Source organism: Ohtaekwangia kribbensis, from assembly GCF_042676245.1.
Lineage (GTDB): Bacteria > Bacteroidota > Bacteroidia > Cytophagales > Cyclobacteriaceae > Ohtaekwangia > Ohtaekwangia kribbensis.
The window spans coordinates 472,615-494,181 of record NZ_JBHTKA010000003.1 but is presented as its reverse complement, the minus strand read 5'-3'; the positions used below and the strand labels follow the sequence as shown (position 1 = coordinate 494,181).

At 42.8% G+C, this 21,567-nt stretch carries 13 protein-coding genes and 1 tRNA gene; 6 read left to right on the top strand and 8 right to left on the bottom strand.

Features of this window, described 5'->3' with window-relative positions:
* Positions 1-23: 23 nt before the first annotated feature.
* The 6 genes from ACFQ21_RS12745 to ACFQ21_RS12720 form a co-directional block, all read right to left on the bottom strand.
* Entirely contained in the window at positions 24-2,045 is a 2,022-nt protein-coding gene (locus ACFQ21_RS12745; RefSeq protein ID WP_377579578.1) for an ATP-binding protein, read from the bottom strand.
* A 102-nt stretch (positions 2,046-2,147) separates the two neighbouring features.
* A complete protein-coding gene (locus tag ACFQ21_RS12740) occupies positions 2,148-4,841 on the bottom strand; it encodes a DEAD/DEAH box helicase (protein ID WP_377579576.1) in 2,694 nt (897 codons plus the stop codon).
* Positions 4,838-6,508, bottom strand: coding sequence for a site-specific DNA-methyltransferase (locus ACFQ21_RS12735; protein ID WP_377579575.1), 1,671 nt, complete (start codon positions 6,506-6,508; stop codon positions 4,838-4,840). The genes ACFQ21_RS12740 and ACFQ21_RS12735 overlap by 4 nt, the downstream gene beginning before the upstream one ends.
* Positions 6,509-6,510: 2 nt before the next feature.
* Entirely contained in the window at positions 6,511-8,280 is a 1,770-nt protein-coding gene (locus ACFQ21_RS12730) for an AIPR family protein (RefSeq protein ID WP_377579573.1), read from the bottom strand.
* Positions 8,277-11,126 (bottom strand): SNF2-related protein, encoded by a 2,850-nt coding sequence (locus ACFQ21_RS12725; RefSeq protein ID WP_377579571.1) that lies wholly within the window; start codon positions 11,124-11,126, stop codon positions 8,277-8,279. The genes ACFQ21_RS12730 and ACFQ21_RS12725 overlap by 4 nt, the downstream gene beginning before the upstream one ends.
* Before the next feature lie 436 nt (positions 11,127-11,562).
* Positions 11,563-11,637: transfer RNA gene (locus ACFQ21_RS12720), tRNA-Val, on the bottom strand.
* A gap of 200 nt (positions 11,638-11,837) precedes the next feature.
* Here ACFQ21_RS12720 and ACFQ21_RS12715 point away from each other — a divergent pair.
* Positions 11,838-12,587, top strand: coding sequence for a toxin-antitoxin system YwqK family antitoxin (locus ACFQ21_RS12715; RefSeq protein ID WP_377579569.1), 750 nt, complete (start codon positions 11,838-11,840; stop codon positions 12,585-12,587).
* 87 nt (positions 12,588-12,674) lie between these two features.
* Here the strand turns inward: ACFQ21_RS12715 and ACFQ21_RS12710 are convergent, their stop codons facing one another.
* Positions 12,675-14,621, bottom strand: coding sequence for a c-type cytochrome (locus ACFQ21_RS12710; RefSeq protein ID WP_377579567.1), 1,947 nt, complete (start codon positions 14,619-14,621; stop codon positions 12,675-12,677).
* Between the two features lie 21 nt (positions 14,622-14,642).
* Positions 14,643-16,556 (bottom strand): family 16 glycoside hydrolase, encoded by a 1,914-nt coding sequence (locus tag ACFQ21_RS12705; RefSeq protein WP_377579565.1) that lies wholly within the window; start codon positions 16,554-16,556, stop codon positions 14,643-14,645.
* 252 nt (positions 16,557-16,808) lie between these two features.
* Between ACFQ21_RS12705 and ACFQ21_RS12700 the strand changes: the two genes are divergently transcribed.
* The 5 genes from ACFQ21_RS12700 (at position 16,809) to ACFQ21_RS12680 (ending at position 21,544) form a co-directional block, all read left to right on the top strand.
* On the top strand, positions 16,809-18,002 hold the full coding sequence (locus ACFQ21_RS12700) for a M20 metallopeptidase family protein (RefSeq protein ID WP_377579563.1): 1,194 nt from the start codon (positions 16,809-16,811) through the stop codon (positions 18,000-18,002).
* Positions 18,003-18,330: 328 nt separating this feature from the next.
* Complete coding sequence (locus tag ACFQ21_RS12695; protein ID WP_377579561.1) at positions 18,331-19,944, top strand: Na/Pi symporter; 1,614 nt, start codon at positions 18,331-18,333, stop codon at positions 19,942-19,944.
* Between the two features lie 60 nt (positions 19,945-20,004).
* Positions 20,005-20,361 (top strand): phage holin family protein, encoded by a 357-nt coding sequence (locus ACFQ21_RS12690; protein ID WP_377579559.1) that lies wholly within the window; start codon positions 20,005-20,007, stop codon positions 20,359-20,361.
* A gap of 2 nt (positions 20,362-20,363) precedes the next feature.
* Positions 20,364-20,786, top strand: a complete 423-nt coding sequence (locus ACFQ21_RS12685) for a hypothetical protein (protein ID WP_377579557.1) — start codon at positions 20,364-20,366, stop codon at positions 20,784-20,786.
* Positions 20,783-21,544: a geranylgeranylglyceryl/heptaprenylglyceryl phosphate synthase gene (locus ACFQ21_RS12680; protein WP_377579555.1), complete on the top strand. Its 762-nt coding sequence runs from the start codon at positions 20,783-20,785 to the stop codon at positions 21,542-21,544. The genes ACFQ21_RS12685 and ACFQ21_RS12680 overlap by 4 nt, the downstream gene beginning before the upstream one ends.
* Positions 21,545-21,567 lie beyond the last annotated feature (23 nt).

The window sequence follows — 21,567 nt, the reverse complement described above, 5'->3', positions numbered from 1 at the left end:
CACTTAAATGATTATGTGAACTACTATTCCAGTTGTAGCTTTTTGAAGAATATTTTATTTCTCAAGTTGGCATCATTAAGAAGCTTTTTAAAGCTTATCAACTCAACATACATTTTGTACCCAACGTGAAATGAAAAATATCCTTCTTGATCTGGGCTAGGTGTTAATGAATGTTGTTTTGCAAACGCTTTAATTTTGTCGTTAATGTCACAAACAACAAACGCATACACAGGAGTGTAGTCGTTTACCTTAATTTTCTCAAGGCCTTCAGGCATGTCATATTTTCCTGCTCTAATTTCATCTAAGTATTCACCAATTTGCTTGATGGGATCTTCATCTGCTTTGTAATTGTCCCGTTTGGGGCGTTTAAATTCAAAAATAGTCAACGGGTTGCTAAACTCGTTTTCGCCACTTCTAAAAGATCGTTTTTTATCAAATACAACCAAATCTGGTTCACCCAGCGCTTTATCGTTGTCAGTTGAACCTTTCTTTTTTCGCTTGGTTGAAATTTTCCTATCAGAGGCTACATACTCCGAAAAGACCAGTCTCTCATCAAGAAGCCACAGATTGTGATCGCGATATGCCGTCGTTTCTGAATCAGTTCTCATTGGGAAAATCAAATTGTGAATCTGCTCCTCAAGTTCACCTTTGCCATCCTCACGTCTTTTTAACAGTTCCGTGAAAGTCTCAAGCACAATCTTCCTGTTAAAAACGTAATGAGCCAGATCACTCTTTCCAATTTCAGAAATCTTTGAAATTGCCTCGCCTATATTAGAAGAGAACTCAGCGTCAGACGCATTCATCAAACGCTTCAAGTCCGCGACGGTAGATTGTTCCTTCTTAAATTTTGCATTTTGCAGTTGTAGCTCGATTTCGTTGTCAGGTAGGTTGTACGGCATCTTGGATAAATCCAGATCCTTGAGATACGGTTTATGCCATGGTGCGTTAGAGTTAACGTATTCCCTAACCTTCTGCACTTTCCGCTCCGAACGTACTTTTACATCCTCATTAAATGCATCTTTTGTTACTTCAGCTGCTCGATTCTCGATATCGGCTTGTGACAAAGGAAAGAAAGCGTCTCGATTCTCTTTGGGAAAATTGAATGTTTCCCGCTCAAGGGAAACATTGCTGTCTAGATATTTTCCGAGCACATAGGTTTTTATAATGAAATTCTTTTTTGATCCTGGGTCGCTTCCGCTATCAAAAAATTCATCCTCAAATTCAGGAATAAAACGATGAAGGTAAGAGTCCGTCACTTCACGATTGTGTCCCACGAGACTTACCTTGCTAGTCTGGTTTGCGGGGTAGTATATTTTGAAAATCTTTGCTTTAAAGTTATGAACAGATGAGTTTGTCCCTTTCACTTCAAAATCCACATCTTTAAATAGCTGTATCTCTTTTTTACTTTTCAAGTATTCATTGAGCACAATGACATTTGATCCATCGGCTTCTTTCACTGAAATAACTGGGCACGCAAATTCATCGTTAATAAAATAGATTAATATGCGCTCTAATATTCGCTTGGAGATTGTTTCAATTTGTTTTTCAAATCGATGATTTTCTCGCAGATCGCTTAATGTAATCTTTGTGTAATTGTTGCTATCAGGCGCCTCTCCAATAGTCTCATCCACGATAATTTCGTCCACGCTGCCAAACTTGAATGCACGCTTTTTAAGTTTGTCTTCCTCAGACCTGAAGACACTTTCAACAAACGTGTTTTGAAAGTATTTCGGATAGAGAAAGCGACCAAATCCTTTGCCGCCAATTTCCTTTTTTAATTCGCTGTAGAATGTATCGAATGAGTCTCGATTCTTTGTGTTAAATCCAATACCGTTGTCAATTATCTCAATCGTTTTAACATCAGGAATACTATCGCTAAGTTCTAATTGGCCTTTTCGGTGAAGAACGATTTCAATCTTTCCATCGGTAATCGTCTTGTCTTCTATCGCTTGTATTGCATTAACAATCGCTTCGATAACCGGCGTATAAACACTGGATCTACTTTGAATGTTTTCAACGATGCCACTGATGTTTAGTTTACTCATTACCGATTAGCTCCTGATTTAGATACTATGCTTTATCTATATTTCTTCTGTGTTGATGTCGTAAATTTCTTTTGACTTTGAAGTTTCTCCGTAGTGATATCTTTATGCATTTGTGATTACGCCATACTGTCTCGCAAGCCCTGCCAGTGTCATGTTTTCAGAGACCATATCATGCGGTACTACCAGATAAACCCAAGTTTTTCCACCATAACTCTTTGCATGGTCTGACGCTTGGTGACACCATTGAGTGGCGGCAATTTTTTTTGCGACTACATCAGGCGCTTCTAATTGATTCCTCGATTTTGCCTCAAACATGTAGATATGCTCGTCTGATTCAGCAACAAAGTCCGGCTGATATTCTTGTTCTCCAGCCGCGGCACGATAATAAATTTGGAATTGTCCACGTGCGGGCTTGAACCACTTAGTCGCATCACGATCGAGAATTATCGCAAGTTGGCGTTCTGTATCAGAATCAAATTTCTGCAATGGATAAAGGCATTTGCTAAAACCCCCAAAAATCAGCTTTGATATATTTGCTTTGTTAGCAATAGGCTTCCGAAAATCTTGCGGATCTTGTCCTGCCAATGCAGTATAGGCACTTTCTCGTAGTGGCGAGAACCCAGAACTTACTACAACGTCATAGCCAACTGCTTCTTCCCAATAGTGATCTACCATTTGAGCATGAACAAAACGTGCAATTTCACGTTGATGAAATCGTAATACTTTTCCAATTTGTTCTTGAGATAAGTATGATTGTAGATGAGTAATTACCTGTTTAGCGAGATCATACAAAATATCGGCATTGTCATCGTATGAGACATCATCAAAATCTATGAGACCTGCAACCACGTAATTTTCTAGTCTGTCCTCTTCTATACCACCTTCGCCAAGTCCTAATTCAGTACTTTTCCCAGTGCGCAAGTATTGAACCCAAAGGGTCTCTTCTGGTGGCTGGAATTGCAGTCCTTCAAGTTTAAGTATGAATTGTTTAAAGCCAGATTTTATTTCTCCTTTGGGAACAACTGAAATGCGAGGTATATCTATTGTTTGTTGAATAACGAGTGATGCAGTCTTTGAGATAATCGCTGCGATATCAGGAGCATTTACAATTCCTTCCAACTCCAATTGCTGAGGTCTGTATTCAACTTCAACTTCACGAAACAACTGCTCCTTTATCTCCTCATTTTGAAGAAATGTAGTGCTTGGCAGAAGCTTGGCGTCACGCGACAATTTCTCAATAATTTTATGAGTGATTTGGGCTATCTTTTGTTCTTCTGGCGATTGAAATTCAGAAGGCTTTTGATCAATACCGTGTATTGAATCAACGTTACGCTTTGACGAATCACCCAGCATTTGAGCCAGATTTGACTGAGAGACAATTGTGGCTGTTCTTTGCTTCAGATCGGTATCACTAAGTATTACCTGTTTTAATCGTATAGCAGAGTCTTGTCTATTCGCTTCGTCTATAATCTCTTGGAATTTGTCATGGGCAACAATGCTCAAACGATCAACAGCTTCGACACCAGTACGTTTTCCATACGGGAGACGCAACCCTCTCCCAATTGATTGTTCAATCAAGATGCGAGCGTTTGCAGCTCGTAATGGAACAATTGTGTAGAGGTTGGTAACATCCCAACCTTCTTTTAACATATTAACGTGAATGACAATTTCTGTCGGCTCTTCAGGATTCTCAACTGAAAGGAGCCTTTGAATCATCTCGTCTTCTTTTTCTCCGCTTTGACTGGAATCGACTTGAATAACTTTGTCTTTATATCGACCATCAAAAAAACCCTCTGACTTGATTAAATTTTGTAGCTGACCAGCATGGGAAGTGTCTCGGGCGATAACGAGTAAGAACGGTTTAACAATCTTCTTATCTGTTTCTCGTGCATACGTCTCTAGTTCAACTTTTGTAGCTTCATGTAGGCGAATACCATCCTCTAATTTGAGGCGTTCGATATCCTCAGAGCTCATTCCTGAAGGACTAAAATCTTTGCGAGTAACTACTGCAGGTTCTTTCACATAACCATCATCCATTGCTTTGCCCAAAGCATAATCATAGATAATATTTTTAAAAGGAACGGGGCCTCTAGCGGTTTCAATTAATGGGGTGGCAGTAAGCTCAAGTCCGATTATTGGTTTGAGTTCATTGATAGCACGCACCCCAGCTGAAGCGCGATATCTATGAGACTCGTCCATCAATAGAACTAAATCCGGTAGGCTTGCGAGATAATCGAAATAACTTTGACCAATATACTCAGCAAGGCGTTTTATTTTTGGCAGTTTACCACCGCGCACCTCGGAGTTAATTTTAGAAATATTAAAGATGTTTATTTTACATCTTAGAAGCTGATCAAAGAGGTTACCAGCAAGATCTTGATAATCGTCACCTGTAATTATCGCAGGCGGATTGATTGAGAATTCCGAAATGCCTTTAAATACATACTTAGGCGACGCAGGCTGAAAATCAGAAATGAGTTTATTGTAGATCGTCAGGTTCGGAGCCAAAACGAAAAAATTGTTTATCCCGTGCGCTACGTGTAAGTAAGTTATGAAAGCGCCCATCAGTCTCGTTTTGCCAACGCCAGTCGCAAGTGCGAAACACAGTGATGGAAACTCTCGCTCGAAATCTTCTACTGACGGATATTCAGCTTGAATAGCTTTTAATGCGGCTTGTAGATCTACAACTTTACTTGGAGTGGCGATTTCACAAATCCTTGCTAAGATATCTAAGCTGTGTCGTTGCGGATCGCGTAACGACAGGCGGCCTGAAATTGAATTTACAAATCTATTCATGATTTCTTTATCCCGTCGAACAGACTGGGTTGCATTAAGTTTTTTGATTTCACCCCATCTTCGTCATGCTCTGCCATAGGAAGGTTTTGTACGTTCAAGGAATAATCATCATGCCCCCACTCACATTTAGTCAACACGGCTCGTGGAATTTTCTTGACGGTTAAACTTGGGAATCGATCTACATTCCCTTTGAACGCAGAACAAAGCACCAAGAGCGTGCGTTCCGATCCAACATCTTCATTCAAAACCTGCAATTGTTCTGCAGTCAAGTTTTGGGTTGTGACGTAAATAAAATCTTGTTCAGTTGAGTATCCTTGCTGCCAGTAGATTGTATCGGAAGGCGCGTAGGTAAAGCCCTCTAATTTGCACAGAGCTTGTGAAAGTTGCGCTGAATTATACTCCTTTGATATAATCCAGTTACCCCATTTATCTTTTTCGAGAAGTGAAGGCGCAAGAGAATAATAACGAAAGCCACCACCACCTTCCCAGTTCGTAATTTCAGTAATGCCCCCTTTATCTTCACCATCTATGACCTTTTTAAGCCGAGGAATTATGTGTGTATGGCAGTGCTCACCTAATTCTACCATTATCCATCGTCTGCCCATTTTATGTGCAACGGCACCTGTTGTACCTGAGCCAGCAAAAGAATCTAAAACAAGGTCATTCGGATTGCTAGCGATTTCCAATATTCGTTTGATCAGACTTTCAGGTTTTGGAGTATCGAATGCTTTTTCAGCAAGGTTAAGTGCTTTAATCTCTGCTTTTGAAGTCCTATTCGTGCCAACCTCATCATGAAACCATATTGTCTCAGGTGGCCTTCCCTGAATGTTGTCAGCATAAATCCTGTAGTAGGGTGTCCATCCATTTCTTCCATTAACCCAGTCAATACGATCCTTCTCCTGCTCCACTTTTTCTTTTTTCCATCGCCAGGCACCATCTGTTCCATCTTGCTTCTTTGGAAATACTTCGGTGCCGTCTGGCGCTATGATTGGATAGTAAAGCGTAGGGCGCGCTTCTCTTGTTTCACCTTGCCCACCCATTGCTCGCAAAGGCTTTGTGTAATACAGTCTCCCCTGTTCATCAGTTCTATTGTAGTGGGCGGGAACATCATTAGATGTTAGTTTTTTGAAAAGAACATTCTTAATATTTTTCGCATAGGCAAAAACATTATCATGTCGGTATGAAAAGAACACCGCATCCATTCTTGGACTATCGGACTTCTCCCAAGCGGCTGCCCCAATAAAGTTGCTCCGACCGAAAATTTCATCACACATTACTTTAAGATAATGCGCTTCATTATCATCAATGGTAATCCATAGTGATCCATCTTCCGAAAGAAGATTGCGTATAATTTCAAGTCGATCGCGCATCAATCCGAGCCAAATAGAATGCTCGATACCATCATCATAGTACTGAAATGCACTGCCAGTGTTGTATGGAGGATCAATGAATACGCATTTAACTTTCCCTGCGAACTCATGTTCGAGAGCTTTGAGGGCTAAAAGATTATCACCAAAGATTAGCGTATTGTCAAAGATGTCTCCTGGACTTATGCGATATTTTGCATGATACGATTTAGTGAAATCCTCGATCAAGATACGTGGCTCCAACTTAGGTCTTTGCTCTTTTCCAATCCACGTAAGTTCTAATTTCTGTCTTTTACTCATATCTAATTCCCTGTTGCAGCTGCGGGCGCCTGTGGCGTGCCAGCTGCTAGTTTTGCCATTGTTGCATTATAAAGTCGTTCACAATCCGCAGGACTGCTGAATACTGATCTGGCATGGGGCGCTCCAGATCCAAAGCCTTGCTCCTCATACGCCTGCCATAGCGCAGTGCTAATTTCCAATACTTTTGTGACAACGCCTGTCTTTACGGGACTGGGTAGGGCTAATTCATCGCCACGTTCTGGGTGCATTTTCACAAACAGAATTTTTAGAATAAGCCACCGTCCATTTTCAAAAAATGCCTTACGAACGCCTGAAGCCGTTCTGCCTTCTGCTCTCATTCTTTCTAGGACAATCTGATAGGCTTGTACAGCTCTCCAAATGGTTCGACTTGAACGACTGGGTTGAAAAATTTTCTCATACCGAGTTCTCCACAAATCGGTTGCAGGATAAACTTCTTCAAACGACCAAAGTGATTTTCTATCTGAAATCAGACGAGCACACAGTTGAAAATCTGATTCAAGGCACGCCAATGCGATTGTCGCATCGTCTAAATTAAAGTTGCTTTCATCCGAGTCTGGAGTTTCATCCCCGTACTTATAGTGATATTGAATACCATCGACCTGAAGTTGAGCTGCTATCCTTTCTTGTTGTTCATCTAAGGCTGCAAAATCCCGAACATTTATCTGATTCTGATAGTTGGTGCTCTCAGTTATTCTGCGAGCAAACTCACGATCATCCTCGCGACCACTAAGTGAAATAATTTTGATTGATACATAGCCATCTACAACAGTTCCTGCGATCGGATAGGCCTTCAATAAAGTCCCCAAGGTCTGCGCACCGTTGACAACTGATAAACCATATGCCGTCACCCGTTTTTGTCTCGGATTTGCTCGATCCTGAGTATGTACTTCAAGACGATCACAATAACTGGTTAGTCCATTATTTAAATAGAATAGACTTTGTGGTTCCTCAACCGCCGTTTTTAGAATTCTGTCATTTACATCAGTGCTCCCCTTATATCTTCTGATATTTGCAGCAATAAGTTTCGCGCCGTGTTGACGATAAAGATTAACGATGTGATCAATCTTAACTCTACCAAGAACGGTTTCATACGGAGTCCGAAACCAGCCCGCATCAAGAACTTCGATTTCAATTCTATCGACCCCAGGGCTTTCGTCTATGCCCGTAATCCATCCATGAATGCTAGTCAACCCATACGGGGCAAAATCTAAAAACTCATCTTCATTGTTGAAGCGATTTCGCAAATCTTCGAATATTCTTATTCGATCATCAGCAACGACGCTGATACCGGTATATACCATTACAGCTTTTACTTGAAGAGCGGGTGCTTTCAACCATCCCTGTACCTGAGGAATTAGGCCTTGCCATTTCGTGTTTCCGTTAAATGCATCGAAGTTACCTTGCAAAAGTGCCTCTATACCATTCTTGAATTTGCTGGCATCTCCAAGTGCTGGCTGTCCTCGCCCATCATCAATGTATTTAGATTGGACAAGCCATAGAGTGTTGTTTGCAGGTGAAAAATAGATTGCATCGATCCCGCCATCGCCTCCACCATCCACAATAGCGTTCGCGGCTTCCGCAGTAGTGCAGCCTGTTAACTTCAACAACGAATATGCTGCTAAGGCACGAGTCAAGAAGTTACGCTCTTTCTCTTCTGATGTTCCAGATGGAGCGGCGGGAACATGTGCTAAGAATTCAGCTTTTAAGGCTGGCGCAATATGACTCATCTCATATGGACGTTCATTCGTCATTCCAAGATCCATTTTACTGAAAGAATCGTTTGGATAGATGCCACTTGCTCCAGCTTCCCTTCTATATCAGCGATTAGTTTGTCACGATTACGATCTATCTCATCATGAGCATCAAAAAGTTTTTTTCTTTTTTCGCTTCGTTGGCTTTCCAATGCCTTTACTTGTTTTTGTCCAGCTAACTTTTCCTCAAGCGAGCTTGCAACAGCTGCTGCGCGTTTAGCTTCCTTTATCGCGCGATCCATTTCCTTGATCTCACGCTCCATCGTAATCTTCAAATCCTCAGCCCAACTATCAAGTTTCTCGGCTTCAGCTGAAAAGAAGAGAGCATTTCGAGCGGAAATATCACCCTGAATTTTTGCTTGTTCTTGTTGAATTAATGAATCGAGAACCGCTGCATTAGTATTCGAGTGTGGCTGCATAGTAGAGATCGGCAATGTCGTAAGTCGTTTCGCCAAATCAGGTTCCAAAATGTCGCCATCATCAGTGCGCGCGGTGAAAATCAAATAATCTTCGATTTGATCTAATGCTTCAATTGTTAGAAGGGTTAAAGCGAGGTCGCCTGTCTTACCTACGTAAGGTTCAAGCGCACTAACTTTTGGTTGTGCTTTGGACACGTTAAAAACAACTTCAACGTTACTGATCGTCTCTGATTTTACCTTTGCAAGGATTCTCTGGGCTAGCGGATGACCAAGGCGATATAGGTGTGCCTCGCCTGATCTGCGCGGTAACTCATACAGTCCTAATGGTATATCCTTATCAAGATTTTCAAAAGGAGATTTAATAAGATTGAAGCTATCCCTATTCTCATCTCTAAATGTTGCATAGCCTTGCAATGCATGATGAGTTACTTCCATCAACATTCGCTCATAACGGTTCAGGCTTGCTTGGCTTTCTTGTTGATGCACCTTTAATTTTTCAATTACCTCCGCATCAAAATTTTCGAGCAACTGCCTGCGGGTTTGAGTAATTGTATCATTTATCTGAGCATTCAATTCAGACTGCAATTGGTCAAAGTTGGACCGAATTTCTTCAGGCGTTCGACATTTTTGATAGATCTCCGCTATTCGACGCTCGAAGTCCACACCAGATTCAATTGCTCCGAGTACTTCATCGCTTGCTCCGAAGACGCCTTCGAATAACTGAAATTTTTCGGATAATAACTGAAAGACACGTTGATCTGCTTCATTTTTTAAGTTTACAAAGTTTACAACAACAACATCATGAAGCTGGCCATATCGATGGCAACGTCCGATTCTCTGCTCAACTCGCTGAGGATTCCAGGGCAAATCGTAATTGACAACTAGAGAACAAAACTGAAGGTTGATACCTTCAGACCCTGCCTCAGTGGCTATCATAATTTGTCCCTCCTCTCGGAAGTAGTCAACTAATGCTGAACGCATATCCGCTGTTCTTGAGCCAGTAACTTTATCGGTTCCGCGGTGTCTTTCTACCCAGGCTGCATAGATGGCTCTAGATTTTTCATCGGTATTCGAACCATTAAACAGAACAATACCTTCGTTATAGGGACTATCTGCGAGCAAACGCATTAGATAGTCCTGTGTCTTTTTAGATTCTGTAAATATAATTGCTTTTCGAGGCCGAGTGGGATTAGCAAATGCCTTCTCAAGCGCAGTTAAAAGCGCTTTGCCCTTTGCATTGTATTGAATTGAAACAGCAAGGTCTCGAAAGGACCTCAAATCTTTTATCTCGGTTTCAAGCGCTCTTAGATCATAGTCGGAAAGAGGCTCTTCTTCGTTCTCGTCTTGCCATTCTTCGGCTGTCTCATTTAGCGTTTCATAGTCTTGCTCGAATTCATCTCCAAGGTCAGCTGCAGGACTTTGCTTTGCCAATTTCTTTTCAAGGCGAGCGGCAAGTGTATCAAGCGCACCGGCGATGGCAAAAGTGGAAGACGCAAGTAATTTTCGAAGAACTAATGTCATCAGTGAACGCTGACTATTCGGCAGCGCTTGAAGATTATCTCTCCGCAAATACTCCGACACTAAAGAATAAAGTCGATCTTCGCTTTCGTCTGGCGTAAATTGCTCCACCATTGGTAAGCGTCTAGTATAAGACACCGATTTTACTTGTCGGCGAAGTGTTCTGTGACAGATAGGTTTTAAACGTGCCTTGAGAGTATGAAAAACTTGATCTTCATTCAAGTAAAGAAATTGCTCACGAAAACTTTTTAAATCGCCAAATGCTTGTTCATCGACGATGCTAACGAGGCCAAATAACTCTAAAAGCGAATTTTGAAGCGGAGTTGCTGTTAGCAATATCTTTGGGGCATGCTTCAAAGCATTTTTCAGAGTGTTCGCTATGATATTTGATGTCTTATATACATTTCTTAAACGATGCGCCTCATCAATTACAACTAAATCCCAGTGGATCCTTTGGAGATCTGACGCTTTATTCTTTGCAAATTGATAGGAGCAGATAACGATCTTATCTCTTGTATCGAATGGTTGTAGATTGCCAGACTTAATGGCATGGTTGTACGACTTCGTTTCAAGAATCATACAGGGAAGAAAAAATTTCTCCTGCATCTCTTGATGCCACTGTTTACGAAGATTCGAAGGCGTGATAATCAAAATGTGTCGTTTGCGCTCAGCCCATTTCTGGGCTAGCACTAACCCCGCTTCAATAGTTTTTCCAAGACCAACTTCGTCTGCTAACAATGCACCTTTAGACAGAGGAGATCTGAAAGCAAACAGAGCTGCATCAACTTGGTGCGGATTTAAGTCAACCTGCGCATCAACCAATGCTCCGGCAAGCTTTTCTCTACTATCCGATGGAAATCGCCTAGTAAGCTCGTGTGCAAAGTATTTTGACTGGAAAAGGGAAATCATATCAATCTTCTTTGCGTCTGCTGAATGTTGAAGTACGAAACTGCAACATGGCGAGAGTGCTGGTGCCGATCTCGCGCAATCATTGTCATATTGAAATGCATTCTAGCCATGCCGTATTTTGAATTTGTCACGTGAGTTTAACGATCACACATGATAACGATTGAATGATTTTTTGTTAACCCTCAATCTAGCTATATTTTACAAATACTTAGAGGTATGTCCCCAAAAGTAAGTCATTGATGTAATTGCTATCCCAAACAGTGTCGATAAGGCCGACACCATAGTTAAGGCCATTTGTTAATTGGCTCAACTCTTCAAATGAAAGGAACACATGCCTCAGAAAAAATGACTGACGAATTTACAAACTAAAGTGCAAATCACGTGCAAATGAAAAAGCCACTCACAGGTTTTACCCGTAAGTGGCTGTCTTTCAGTGTGGGAGCTGAGGGGTTCGAACCCCCGACCCTCTGCTTGTAAGGCAGATGCTCTGAACCAGCTGAGCTAAGCTCCCGTTTGGGATTGCAAATGTAGTAGAGTTTTCTATTTCTGCAAAAAAAAGATTGAACAGCGCAAATATTTTTTTAGAATTTCCGCAGGCATCATCCTACTATGGCATATCAACTCGTTGATTGATAATGATTCATGCAAAAAATCTATGAGACAATAGTCTGATTTTTAGAATTAATTATCTTGCACATAAGTCCTAAACCTATGAATAAGCCCGTTTGGCTCCGTTGCCTCGTTATTATTTTTATGTTGCAGTCATGCTTTCCATACAAGTCTCCGGCTCCGGAAAAGCAACAGGAATCTCCCGGTTATCATGTAAAAAAGATATACTATCAGAATGGCGCCTTGCATAAGGAAATCGCCTATGCGTATGGCTCACAGCAGGGTATGGCGAAAGAATATTATAAGTCCGGTAAGATTTTTCAGGAGGTGATGTACGAGAACAATTTTCGGGAAGGTGTTGCGCGAAGATATTTTGAGTCAGGAGTTGTTAGCCAGGAAACTCCATATCATCTTAACCAGATGCATGGCGTTCAAAAACGTTACAGAAGGAGCGGTGATCTGATGGCTGAAGTACCTTATTATGAAGGGCACCTTTGTACCGGTCTGAAAGAATATACCATTGATGGTAAGTTGAAACAACGTTACCCTATTATTGAAGTAACTACGGTTGATCAGATCAAAGACAGCGCAACCTATACTATCAGGTTGAGGATGTCGGATGACAGCAAGGGGGTTGAATATTTTGTGGGCGATCTGTCTGAGGGTAAATATATAAGCATGGAGGCATCCCGTGTTACAGATGTGAAAAACGGTGTGGGTGAAATAAATATTTCTTTACCCCGCGGTTCCTACGTAAACGAGAAAGTAAATATAATTGCCAAGGTAAAAACCTCCCAAAGCAATTACTACATCACCCAAAGCGAACTACATGTAGCGATCGAGAATCGATAATGATGGTGGTTGGTACCGAAAGTATATATACAATAAATCCCGAAGCAATACTTCGGGATTTATATTTATACCAGTTGGTAATTTTGTTTATGGCGTAGGGGCCTTCTCGATGCGTAGCGAGTTGATCCACGCTGCAATCTTTAATGCTTCTGCTTTGGGTACCTGTGGCATAGGAGCCATTGGTGTTTCGTGCTCCGGCCAGTTTTTAGGTTCAGGATTATAGATAAGTTGCACGATGCGATCATTGCTATACTTGCGTTTCGCTATATCTGCAAAAGCAGGTCCTACCTGGCGCTTGTTTACAGCATGGCAGGCAGTACATGTATTCTTCACTAGTAAAGGTTCGATCTCTGCGTACGTTGGTGCTTTCTTGCTGCTGGTAGCTGTTGTTGTAGTTGTTTTGGCTGGAGCAGCTTTTGTTGTAGCCGTTGTTGATTTTTTAGTACTCAACTCGCTGGCTGGTAATTTTACTCCTTCCGGAATGTTGTTCAATGTATAGTATGCGGAAGCATGTAGCACCGGCAGGTTGCTGTCTTTCGAACGTATACCCGGTACGGTGATTTCGTGCAGGTAATACTGACGGAGGTTATCGATCACGAGGCGAACTTTTGTACCGTCTTCTGAAACTTTTACTCCTTTGATATTCAGCTTCTCTTCGTTGATGGTAGGGCTTCCATATACCGAGTGATATTTATATATATAGCTTCTGCCTACATACGATGAAAGATCTTCCGCTTTACCCTTATCTACGGGCAGAGTAAATTCAATTTCAAAACCATCCGGCATGGCGCGAACGGTCTTCATTTCCATAGGTACTTTACCCATCCAGAGCAGTCGTTGCAAACCGGAGTTTGTTGTTCCGGCAGAACCCCAGCCGCGGTTCGTTTCACCTACATACATGGAGCCATCGTGTCCCCAGTTCATGCGGAGTACGCCAGATTGAAATCCGGAACGGAAATCAAATGCAACACCTTGAAACTCTCCCTTTACTTTCTCCATCACCACACGCATTACTTTACTTTGTCCCTGATCGCCAACAAAGATCTGTCCTGCGAACGGACCAAATTTACCGGCTGTCTCATCGCGGATAATTTCCGAGTTTGATATACCCAGCACACCGTGTGGCAACCACACTGCCGGTATACGTGTTTCCGGAAACTTCTCCTTGAACTTGTAGAGTAAATTTGGATTCTTTTCGTCTGCTATATTTTCAGGTTTTATATGTTGACCATTCTTTTTTATTCTACGCTCATCGATGCTGGCAAAGAATTGTTCGGATGTAAGCTTAACAGGAGAGTTCGGTAAATTTGTCCAGCGTAAACCAGCAGGGTGGCCGGTGAAGCTTCCTTTCGTTACGTGAAATATACCACCGGAGCCCATAAAGTCTCCCTGGTTATCGTCATAGAAAAATTCGCCATCAATCATACCCAGTCCGCAAGGAGAACGCATACCGGTAGCCCAGGGCTCTAATGTACCATCCGGATGTATCTTCATCGTCCAGCCTCTCCACGGTCTGCGACTTTCACCACGCCACCATTCTTCATCACCGAATGCAACGTTACCTGTTACAAAGAAACTTCCATCCGGGGCGATCTTCGGTCCGAAGGAATACTCGTGATAGTGACCGGATATAGGCCATGCATATATAGTCTCATATACATCTGCTTTACCATCGCCATTGGTATCTACCAGTTTGGTAAGTTCACCACGTTGCGCGGCATAAAGTGCCTGATCTTTATAGGCGAGTCCTAAAGGTTCATGCAAACCGGATGCAAACAATGTATAGGTAGGCGATCCCCCCTCGGCCAGTGCTGCATTTTCAATGACCCATACATCACCTCTGCGGGTTGATACGGCAATTCTTCCATCGGGTAAGGTTGCTACACCTCCCACTTCGAGCAATACACCTTCGGGTGCCGGTATCGTGATGATCTTGTAGTAATCATCTTCCGTAGGAATTCGTTGTGCCTCTGCATATAGCGTGCTTACCAGTAAAGCAACTGCTATGAAATATATCTTTATAAAGTTCTTCATGTCAATTCAATGCTTTATCGGTTACCAGATGATTGTATATTTTACATTGCTTCCATCCACCGCTACCACTAATTCTTTTTTACCATTCACATCGCGTACAGTAGCCGGGGCAGAAGTTTGTATATAGTATTGCTTATCATCAATTGCATACGATCCGTTTGGATTTTTTGTAATGCTCGAGCCTTCTGCCAGTTTATAGTACAGACCGGTTTTTGTGCCGCGGTTTTTTATAGCAACTTCATGTGTAATGCTTCTTGCATTGTCTTCCGGATATACTTTATCCTCTACATCCAGTCCCTGATAAGTATATTTAAATATAGGTCTGCGGGTTTCTTCTTCGATGGTATATCCTTTAGAGCGGTACTCACCATCTTTACCTGTAGTCGGGAAGGCCTCGTTTGCATTTGCCAGGAACGCGAGGGGTTGTCCTATAAATAAATACTGTACAGCTCCCAGCGGACGAAATGATCCATCACCGCGATCGTGCCACATCGGTGTAGCATTTACAAATTCACCACGCCATACGCAGGCCAGATTGCCCGAGCCGAGATCATATACGTAGTTGATCTTCGCAGGCTCGCCTACACCAATAGTGTGCGTAAGTCGCTGGCTTCTGTCTCTTTTAAAGTCTATAAATGCGCGCAGTAACCTGGGTTCAGCACCCGCTGTAATAATGATAGGCGATGTAGGATCGTCATCCGGAGGGAATGAATTATAGGCATTCAATACTACCGGGTACGTGTTGGCCGTTTGCGCAGTGAGGCCCAGTCGCGGAGGCATCCATGAAGCCGTTTTGAAATTGGCAATCTCGAACGGATATGTACCGGCTTTGAGTGCAAGTGTAGCGCGGTTTCTTCCGCCACCATCCGGACGTTGTTCATCGATCAGTCGCTGATTGTTGATCGAGAATGTTATACCCCCGGTATAGCTGATGTCAAAGTAATACGTTTCATCTTCAGGTACATTTATCTTGCCGGTATAGATGATGCCATACATATTTTCATCATCGAGTACTTCTGCTGATAACTCAGGTGTTGCCCCGGCCTTTACAGGCTTTAGTGTAGCGAAGTCATCCACTTCACTGAAGGTTCCTTTGAATGCTTTATAGCTTATATCGCTCAGTGAAACTTTTGTTTCTTTCATAAGCTTGTAACGAACGTTGCGGAATGCAACGGGACCATGGTCGCCCTGTATCATCAGTGGGCCGGTAGCCTTCTCGTTGTTTTCAATCGGGCCACCGGTTGGCAGGGGTACTTCAACGTTGTCGTGAATCTTTACTCCATTCAGTTCAACCGAAACAAACCTTGCGTTGGCAATTTTCTTTCCGGAAGCATCAAACTTGGGAGCGCGAAAAGATATACTCATCTTTTGCCAGAGTCCCGGTGCTTTTGCAGGGTTACTCAGCGGAGCTTTGCCCATGTATATTTTAGAAGGTTCGCTTTCCCAGTTCCGGTATATACCGCCTATATCGGAGAACGATGGACTCTTTACGCCCCAGCTATCGAGTAGCTGAACTTCGTAACGACCTTGCAGGTAAATGCCGGAGTTGGATCCTTTCGGCAACATCACTTCAAGTTCCAGTTCTATATCGCCATGTTCGAATGCAGATACGAGGTTATCTTTTTTCGATTCATCATTCATGTTCAGCAGCACTCCGGTGCCTGCCGTAAAGGTTACGGCTTGTGGAGTTTTAGGAGCGGTCTCTTCTTTTGATTTCTTTTTTTTCTTTCCGGTTTCAACAGGAGCTTTTTCGGGTTCATGGTGAATGTCGATCGTTGGGTCGATCGTAACATCACCTACAATCTGCCAGTTGCCCGCTTGTGGCTTGAAGGCGGACATGTCTTGCAGGATCAGTTTTTTCATAGGCGTATCCTGGGCATACGCTGCGGATACACTGATCATAGCTATAACAGCCATGAGGATTTTTCTATGCATTTGCATCTGGATTATTATGGGTTAAAGAAGAATTCGAATTTCAAAGTAATCATTGGTTTCACAAAGTTCTTTTACAAGAACTATGTGGGTTATGGTTGCACCGGTTTTTTCAGGTAATGAAGACACACTCCCAGTAAGCCACCCTTAACCTTACCCTAAAGTTTTTCAATATTTTTAATTCATACCGTGGCTTTCGTGTATTTTTTTCAATCTGCCGAAGTAGCTTTACTTTTGAGTTTATAAACGTGTGTTATGAGTCTTTTGGAAAAAATAAAATCACTTTCGCAGGCATACAGTGGTCAGGTGGTGGAGTATCGCAGGTATCTGCATGCAAATCCTGAATTGTCTTATCAGGAATTCAATACGGTGAAGTATGTTGATGATAAGCTCCGGTCATTCGGAATACATAAAATTGAAAATCTCGCAACCACCGGACTGGTTGCCGAGGTGAAAGGTAAAAATCCGGATAAGAAAACCATCGCGCTTCGTGCCGATATGGATGCGCTTCCCATCGTGGAAGCAAACAATGTTCCCTATAAATCGAAGAACGAAGGTGTGATGCATGCCTGCGGACATGATGTACACACATCATCATTGCTAGGCACTGCCAAGATTCTTCATGATCTGCGCGATCAATTTGAAGGCACAGTACGTTTTCTGTTCCAACCCGGTGAAGAAAAAAATCCCGGTGGTGCATCGTATATGATTCGCGATGGCGCATTGGAAAATCCGCGACCAGCCGGCATTATAGGGCAACATGTATTTCCATTGCTACCTGCTGGTAAGATTGGTTTTCGTGAAGGCATGTATATGGCCAGTGCCGATGAAATTTACCTGCGCGTAATTGGTAAAGGTGGTCACGGTGCTGCACCCGATCTGGCGATTGACCCGATCGTAATCGCATCGCATATCATTATAGCTCTGCAACAGATCATCAGTCGCAATGCGAGTCCGAAGCAGCCAACGGTATTAACCTTTGGAAATATTATTGGTAAAGGTGCTACGAATATTATACCGGATGAGGTAAATATAGCGGGAACATTCCGCGCCATGAATGAAGTATGGCGTGAGTCAGGCCTGGAGAAAATAAAGAAGATGGCCGAAAGTATAGCCGAAGGTATGGGCGGCCGCTGCGAAGTAGATATATCGCGCGGATATCCTTATCTTGAAAATAATCCGGAGTTAACCCGAAGACTCAAGCTGGCGGCAGAAGAGTATGTGGGTAAGGAAAATGTATACGATATTGACATAACGCTGGGCGCTGAAGATTTTGCTTACTACTCGCAGATTATACCGGCATCGTTTTATCGTTTAGGTACCAGTAATGTGGAGAAAGGAATCAAGTCGTATGTGCATACACCTACATTTGATATCGATGAAGATGCTTTGAAGATAGGTCCGGGACTGATGGCCTGGATGGCGGTAAAGGAGCTGGAGCTGGTATAGTATATAGTTTAGTGTAACCTCTTTACTATTTATACTTAACTATTTATACTTATGGAACTGCTAACTCCCAGTATAGGATTTATTGTATGGTTTATCATCTTTTTGATATTGTTGATTGTTGTTGTGCTTCGCATGATGAGAGGCAAGCCGCGGCTCAACAAAAGCATAATGTTACTGGCGGTTTGTGTGGTCTATATTCTGGTAGTTATAGTATATTTTTTTATATAGGTAGATTTTAGACGGGCTTCTATGTTAAGCCTGTGTTAAAAATATTATAGAACTATTCTTGTTACATAACCTGGTTTATCTTTACGCTCATAGTTGACATTTGGAAACGGCACCACTCACTGATCAGAATCAAAACAAGAAAATCTGGAGCAACCTCCGGATTATACTCTACATACTGGGAGCACTGCTACTGTTTTTACTAGCGCTCGACCTGCTGGTGTCGTCATCGCAGCACTTGGGTGGAAGCGTGGCGGAAACCATTCTGCTGGCTACCTCCAATCCTTTTGCCGGTTTGTTCATCGGCTTGCTAATCACAGCCATGTTGCAAAGCAGCTCAACAACAACATCGCTGGTGGTTGCCTTTGTCGCATCAGGTGCCATTACACTGGAGAGTGCTATACCGATTATTATGGGCGCCAATGTTGGTACTACCATTACCGGTATGATTGTGTCGTTGGGTTTTATCAGTCGCAAGAAAGAATTTCGAAGAGCGGTAGCAGCCGGATCGTATCATGTGTTCTTCAACCTGCTTACTGTTTTTGTACTGTTTCCGCTGGAGTATTACTATAGCTTTCTTTCATCGATATCATTTCGCATAGCGCAGGTATTTTTTAAACCTTCAGCAGCAGTTATACCGCAGGAAACAACGCATTCGTGGAGCGGCATCTCGCACATTACCGATCTATTGCAACATATTATACCCAACGCATTTATACTGGTAGTGCTGGCGCTGGTCATGTTGTTCGGATCGATCCTGATGTTCAGAAGATTGATTTCAGATCTGCTCAAAGCAAAGTCTCCGGAAGTTTTCAGTCGCTTCTTTTTTAAGAACCAGATCAAATCTTTTTCGTGGGGATTACTTACCACAGCCGCTATACGCTCCAGTACCATTACTACATCTGTTGTTGTGCCGATTGTTGCCAAGCGCATCACCAGTCTTAAGCAAGCGGCACCTTTTATTATGGGTGCGAATGTTGGTACTACCATTACAGCATTTATAGCAGCAACACTCAACGCCAATACTGCGAGTGCTATCAGTATAGCCATCGCTCACTTTCTGTTCAACCTCATTGGGGTGATTCTTTTCTTCCCTATACCCGTACTGCGCAGGTTGCCGATTGAACTCGCCAGTGGGTTGGGTAAACTTACACTTCAATACAGGCTCATCGGATTTTTATTTCTGCTGCTTACCTATTTCTTCATTCCTTTCTCGCTGATTTATTTCAACCAGGATTCTATCCAAACCTATCGCCTCACGTATGAGAACCGAAATGTTGAAGAAGTGAATCATTATCGCATTGTGGCGCGCATTAACAAGCGCAAACAAAGTGGCGAGTGGTCGCAGTTTCAGGGAGAGGAACCCGTAACGAACGAGGAGCCTTTGCTGATCTACCCGGTATCGGTAAAGAATACCACGTTGTTTGTTGGCGATAAAATGTTTTTGCTGGACCGCCCCGGGTTCTGCTGGGATGGTGCCGATGAACAAGGTCGGTATGAAGCATGTATTGATCAGATAGTGAAGAAGATGGAGTTTGCTTCCCACACGTTCGACTCGGTATATGTGTGTCATGTAAAGTATCAGGAATCCGCAGACTCCACTACACTCCGTTACTATATCAGCGCCCCGCTGAAGTTGATGCTGCAACGCGAAACCGTAAAACACGATACGGTGCTTGTAAACACCGAAAAGCTCGTGAAGTTCGAAGAACAGTAGCCACCTAAAGTCCGATCTTCTGTCTATATTGCGTGGACTCATTTTTTACGCTAAAGGAATATGATTAAGGACTCGGTGTTAAAGTTTTTGAAACTCGATAACCTGATTCAGAATCTCACAGGCTTTGTGGAGACGAAGGTTGAGTTGATGAAGCTTGAGATAAAGGAAGACTTGGCGAAGGGCCTCTCGCGGGTAGCTGTATTCATTGTAGTAGCATTTACCTTTGTATTGTTTATTGTTTTCTTCAGTGTTGCCCTCGCCTTTAAACTGGGCGAATCGATGGGTACATTCGGAGGCTTCGCTGTGGTTGCAGCATTCTATCTGCTGTTGGCAATTGTTACGTTCTTGTCGCGCGAAACAATTTTCAACAAACTGGAAAAAGAGCTTGGTGAAATAATGACAAAAAAGAAAAAGTAACTATGGAATTACTGGAGACCAATGATATGAAGAGCGAGTTGCTGAAAAAATCAGCAAAGCATCGTCAGCAAATTGAAGACGAAGTAAAGTTAATTTCGGAGCGTACAGAGAAGGTACTTACCAATGCATTGATCATAGGGGGTTCGCTTGCAGCCACGTATTTTCTGGTGCGTGCCATAGCGGGCGGAAGTTCCAAGTCAAAGAAGTCGAAACGTAAAGTGAAAATTGTACATGCTGCCGCGGCTACGCCCGAGCGTGTAGTAGAAGCTCAAGTTGTTGCTGAACCTTCAACACCTGGTATAGTATCGCAGATCGGTACCGTACTGGCAAGTCAGGCAGTAACGCTTTTACTGGGTGTTGCCAAAGAAAAATTAGCGGAGTACCTGCAGGAAAAAGCTGAAGAGAAGACCGAAAGCAAAGCATGAGTATTATACAGTCACTGCGCACCAGCAAGCAATCGGGTAAGAAATCCATTGCTATACTGATTGATCCGGATAAAGTTGAGGAACCTGCCAACCTCAATCAACTGATCAACCTGGCCAGTGAGAATTGTGTGGATTATTTCCTGGTAGGAGGAAGCCTGGTAACGACTACAAACTTATCGGATGTAGTAAAGCAGATCAAGCAGAATGTTACCATACCGGTTATACTCTTCCCCGGTAACTCGATGCAGATCGATTCATCGGCTGATGGTTTATTATTCCTCTCGCTGATCTCCGGAAGAAATCCGGAATTGCTGATCGGGCAACATGTTATTGCTGCCCCGGTAATTCGCAATACAAAACTGGAAGTTATACCCACAGGCTATATGCTGATCAATTCAGGCCGCACTACATCGGTAGCCTATATCAGCAACACCATGCCTATACCGGATGATAAATATTCGCTGGCGGCCTGCACCGCTATGGCCGGTGAAATGCTTGGACTACAAGCTATATATCTGGATGCCGGCAGTGGTGCTGAAAAAGAAATCAGTGCACGCATGATTGCCGCTGTTCGTAAAGCCGTTAATGTGCCGCTCATTGTAGGCGGTGGTATCAACACAACACAAAAAGCATTGAAAGCACTGGAGGCCGGTGCTGATATGATCGTAATCGGAAATGCCCTGGAGAAAGATCCTGAACTGCTCATTGAAATTGCCGACAAGGTATACGAGTGGAACCAGAGCGCTGCCGGTAAATAAACGTAAATAAAAAAGGTGCTCCG

Coding starts and splice junctions, on each gene's coding strand:
- ACFQ21_RS12745 (WP_377579578.1), bottom strand. CDS start 2,045: ATGAGTAAACTAAACATCAGTGGCATCGTTGAAAACATTCAAAGTAGA.
- ACFQ21_RS12740 (WP_377579576.1), bottom strand. CDS start 4,841: ATGAATAGATTTGTAAATTCAATTTCAGGCCGCCTGTCGTTACGCGAT.
- ACFQ21_RS12735 (WP_377579575.1), bottom strand. CDS start 6,508: ATGAGTAAAAGACAGAAATTAGAACTTACGTGGATTGGAAAAGAGCAA.
- ACFQ21_RS12730 (WP_377579573.1), bottom strand. CDS start 8,280: ATGACGAATGAACGTCCATATGAGATGAGTCATATTGCGCCAGCCTTA.
- ACFQ21_RS12725 (WP_377579571.1), bottom strand. CDS start 11,126: ATGATTTCCCTTTTCCAGTCAAAATACTTTGCACACGAGCTTACTAGG.
- ACFQ21_RS12715 (WP_377579569.1), top strand. CDS start 11,838: ATGAATAAGCCCGTTTGGCTCCGTTGCCTCGTTATTATTTTTATGTTG.
- ACFQ21_RS12710 (WP_377579567.1), bottom strand. CDS start 14,621: ATGAAGAACTTTATAAAGATATATTTCATAGCAGTTGCTTTACTGGTA.
- ACFQ21_RS12705 (WP_377579565.1), bottom strand. CDS start 16,556: ATGCATAGAAAAATCCTCATGGCTGTTATAGCTATGATCAGTGTATCC.
- ACFQ21_RS12700 (WP_377579563.1), top strand. CDS start 16,809: ATGAGTCTTTTGGAAAAAATAAAATCACTTTCGCAGGCATACAGTGGT.
- ACFQ21_RS12690 (WP_377579559.1), top strand. CDS start 20,005: ATGATTAAGGACTCGGTGTTAAAGTTTTTGAAACTCGATAACCTGATT.
- ACFQ21_RS12685 (WP_377579557.1), top strand. CDS start 20,364: ATGGAATTACTGGAGACCAATGATATGAAGAGCGAGTTGCTGAAAAAA.
- ACFQ21_RS12680 (WP_377579555.1), top strand. CDS start 20,783: ATGAGTATTATACAGTCACTGCGCACCAGCAAGCAATCGGGTAAGAAA.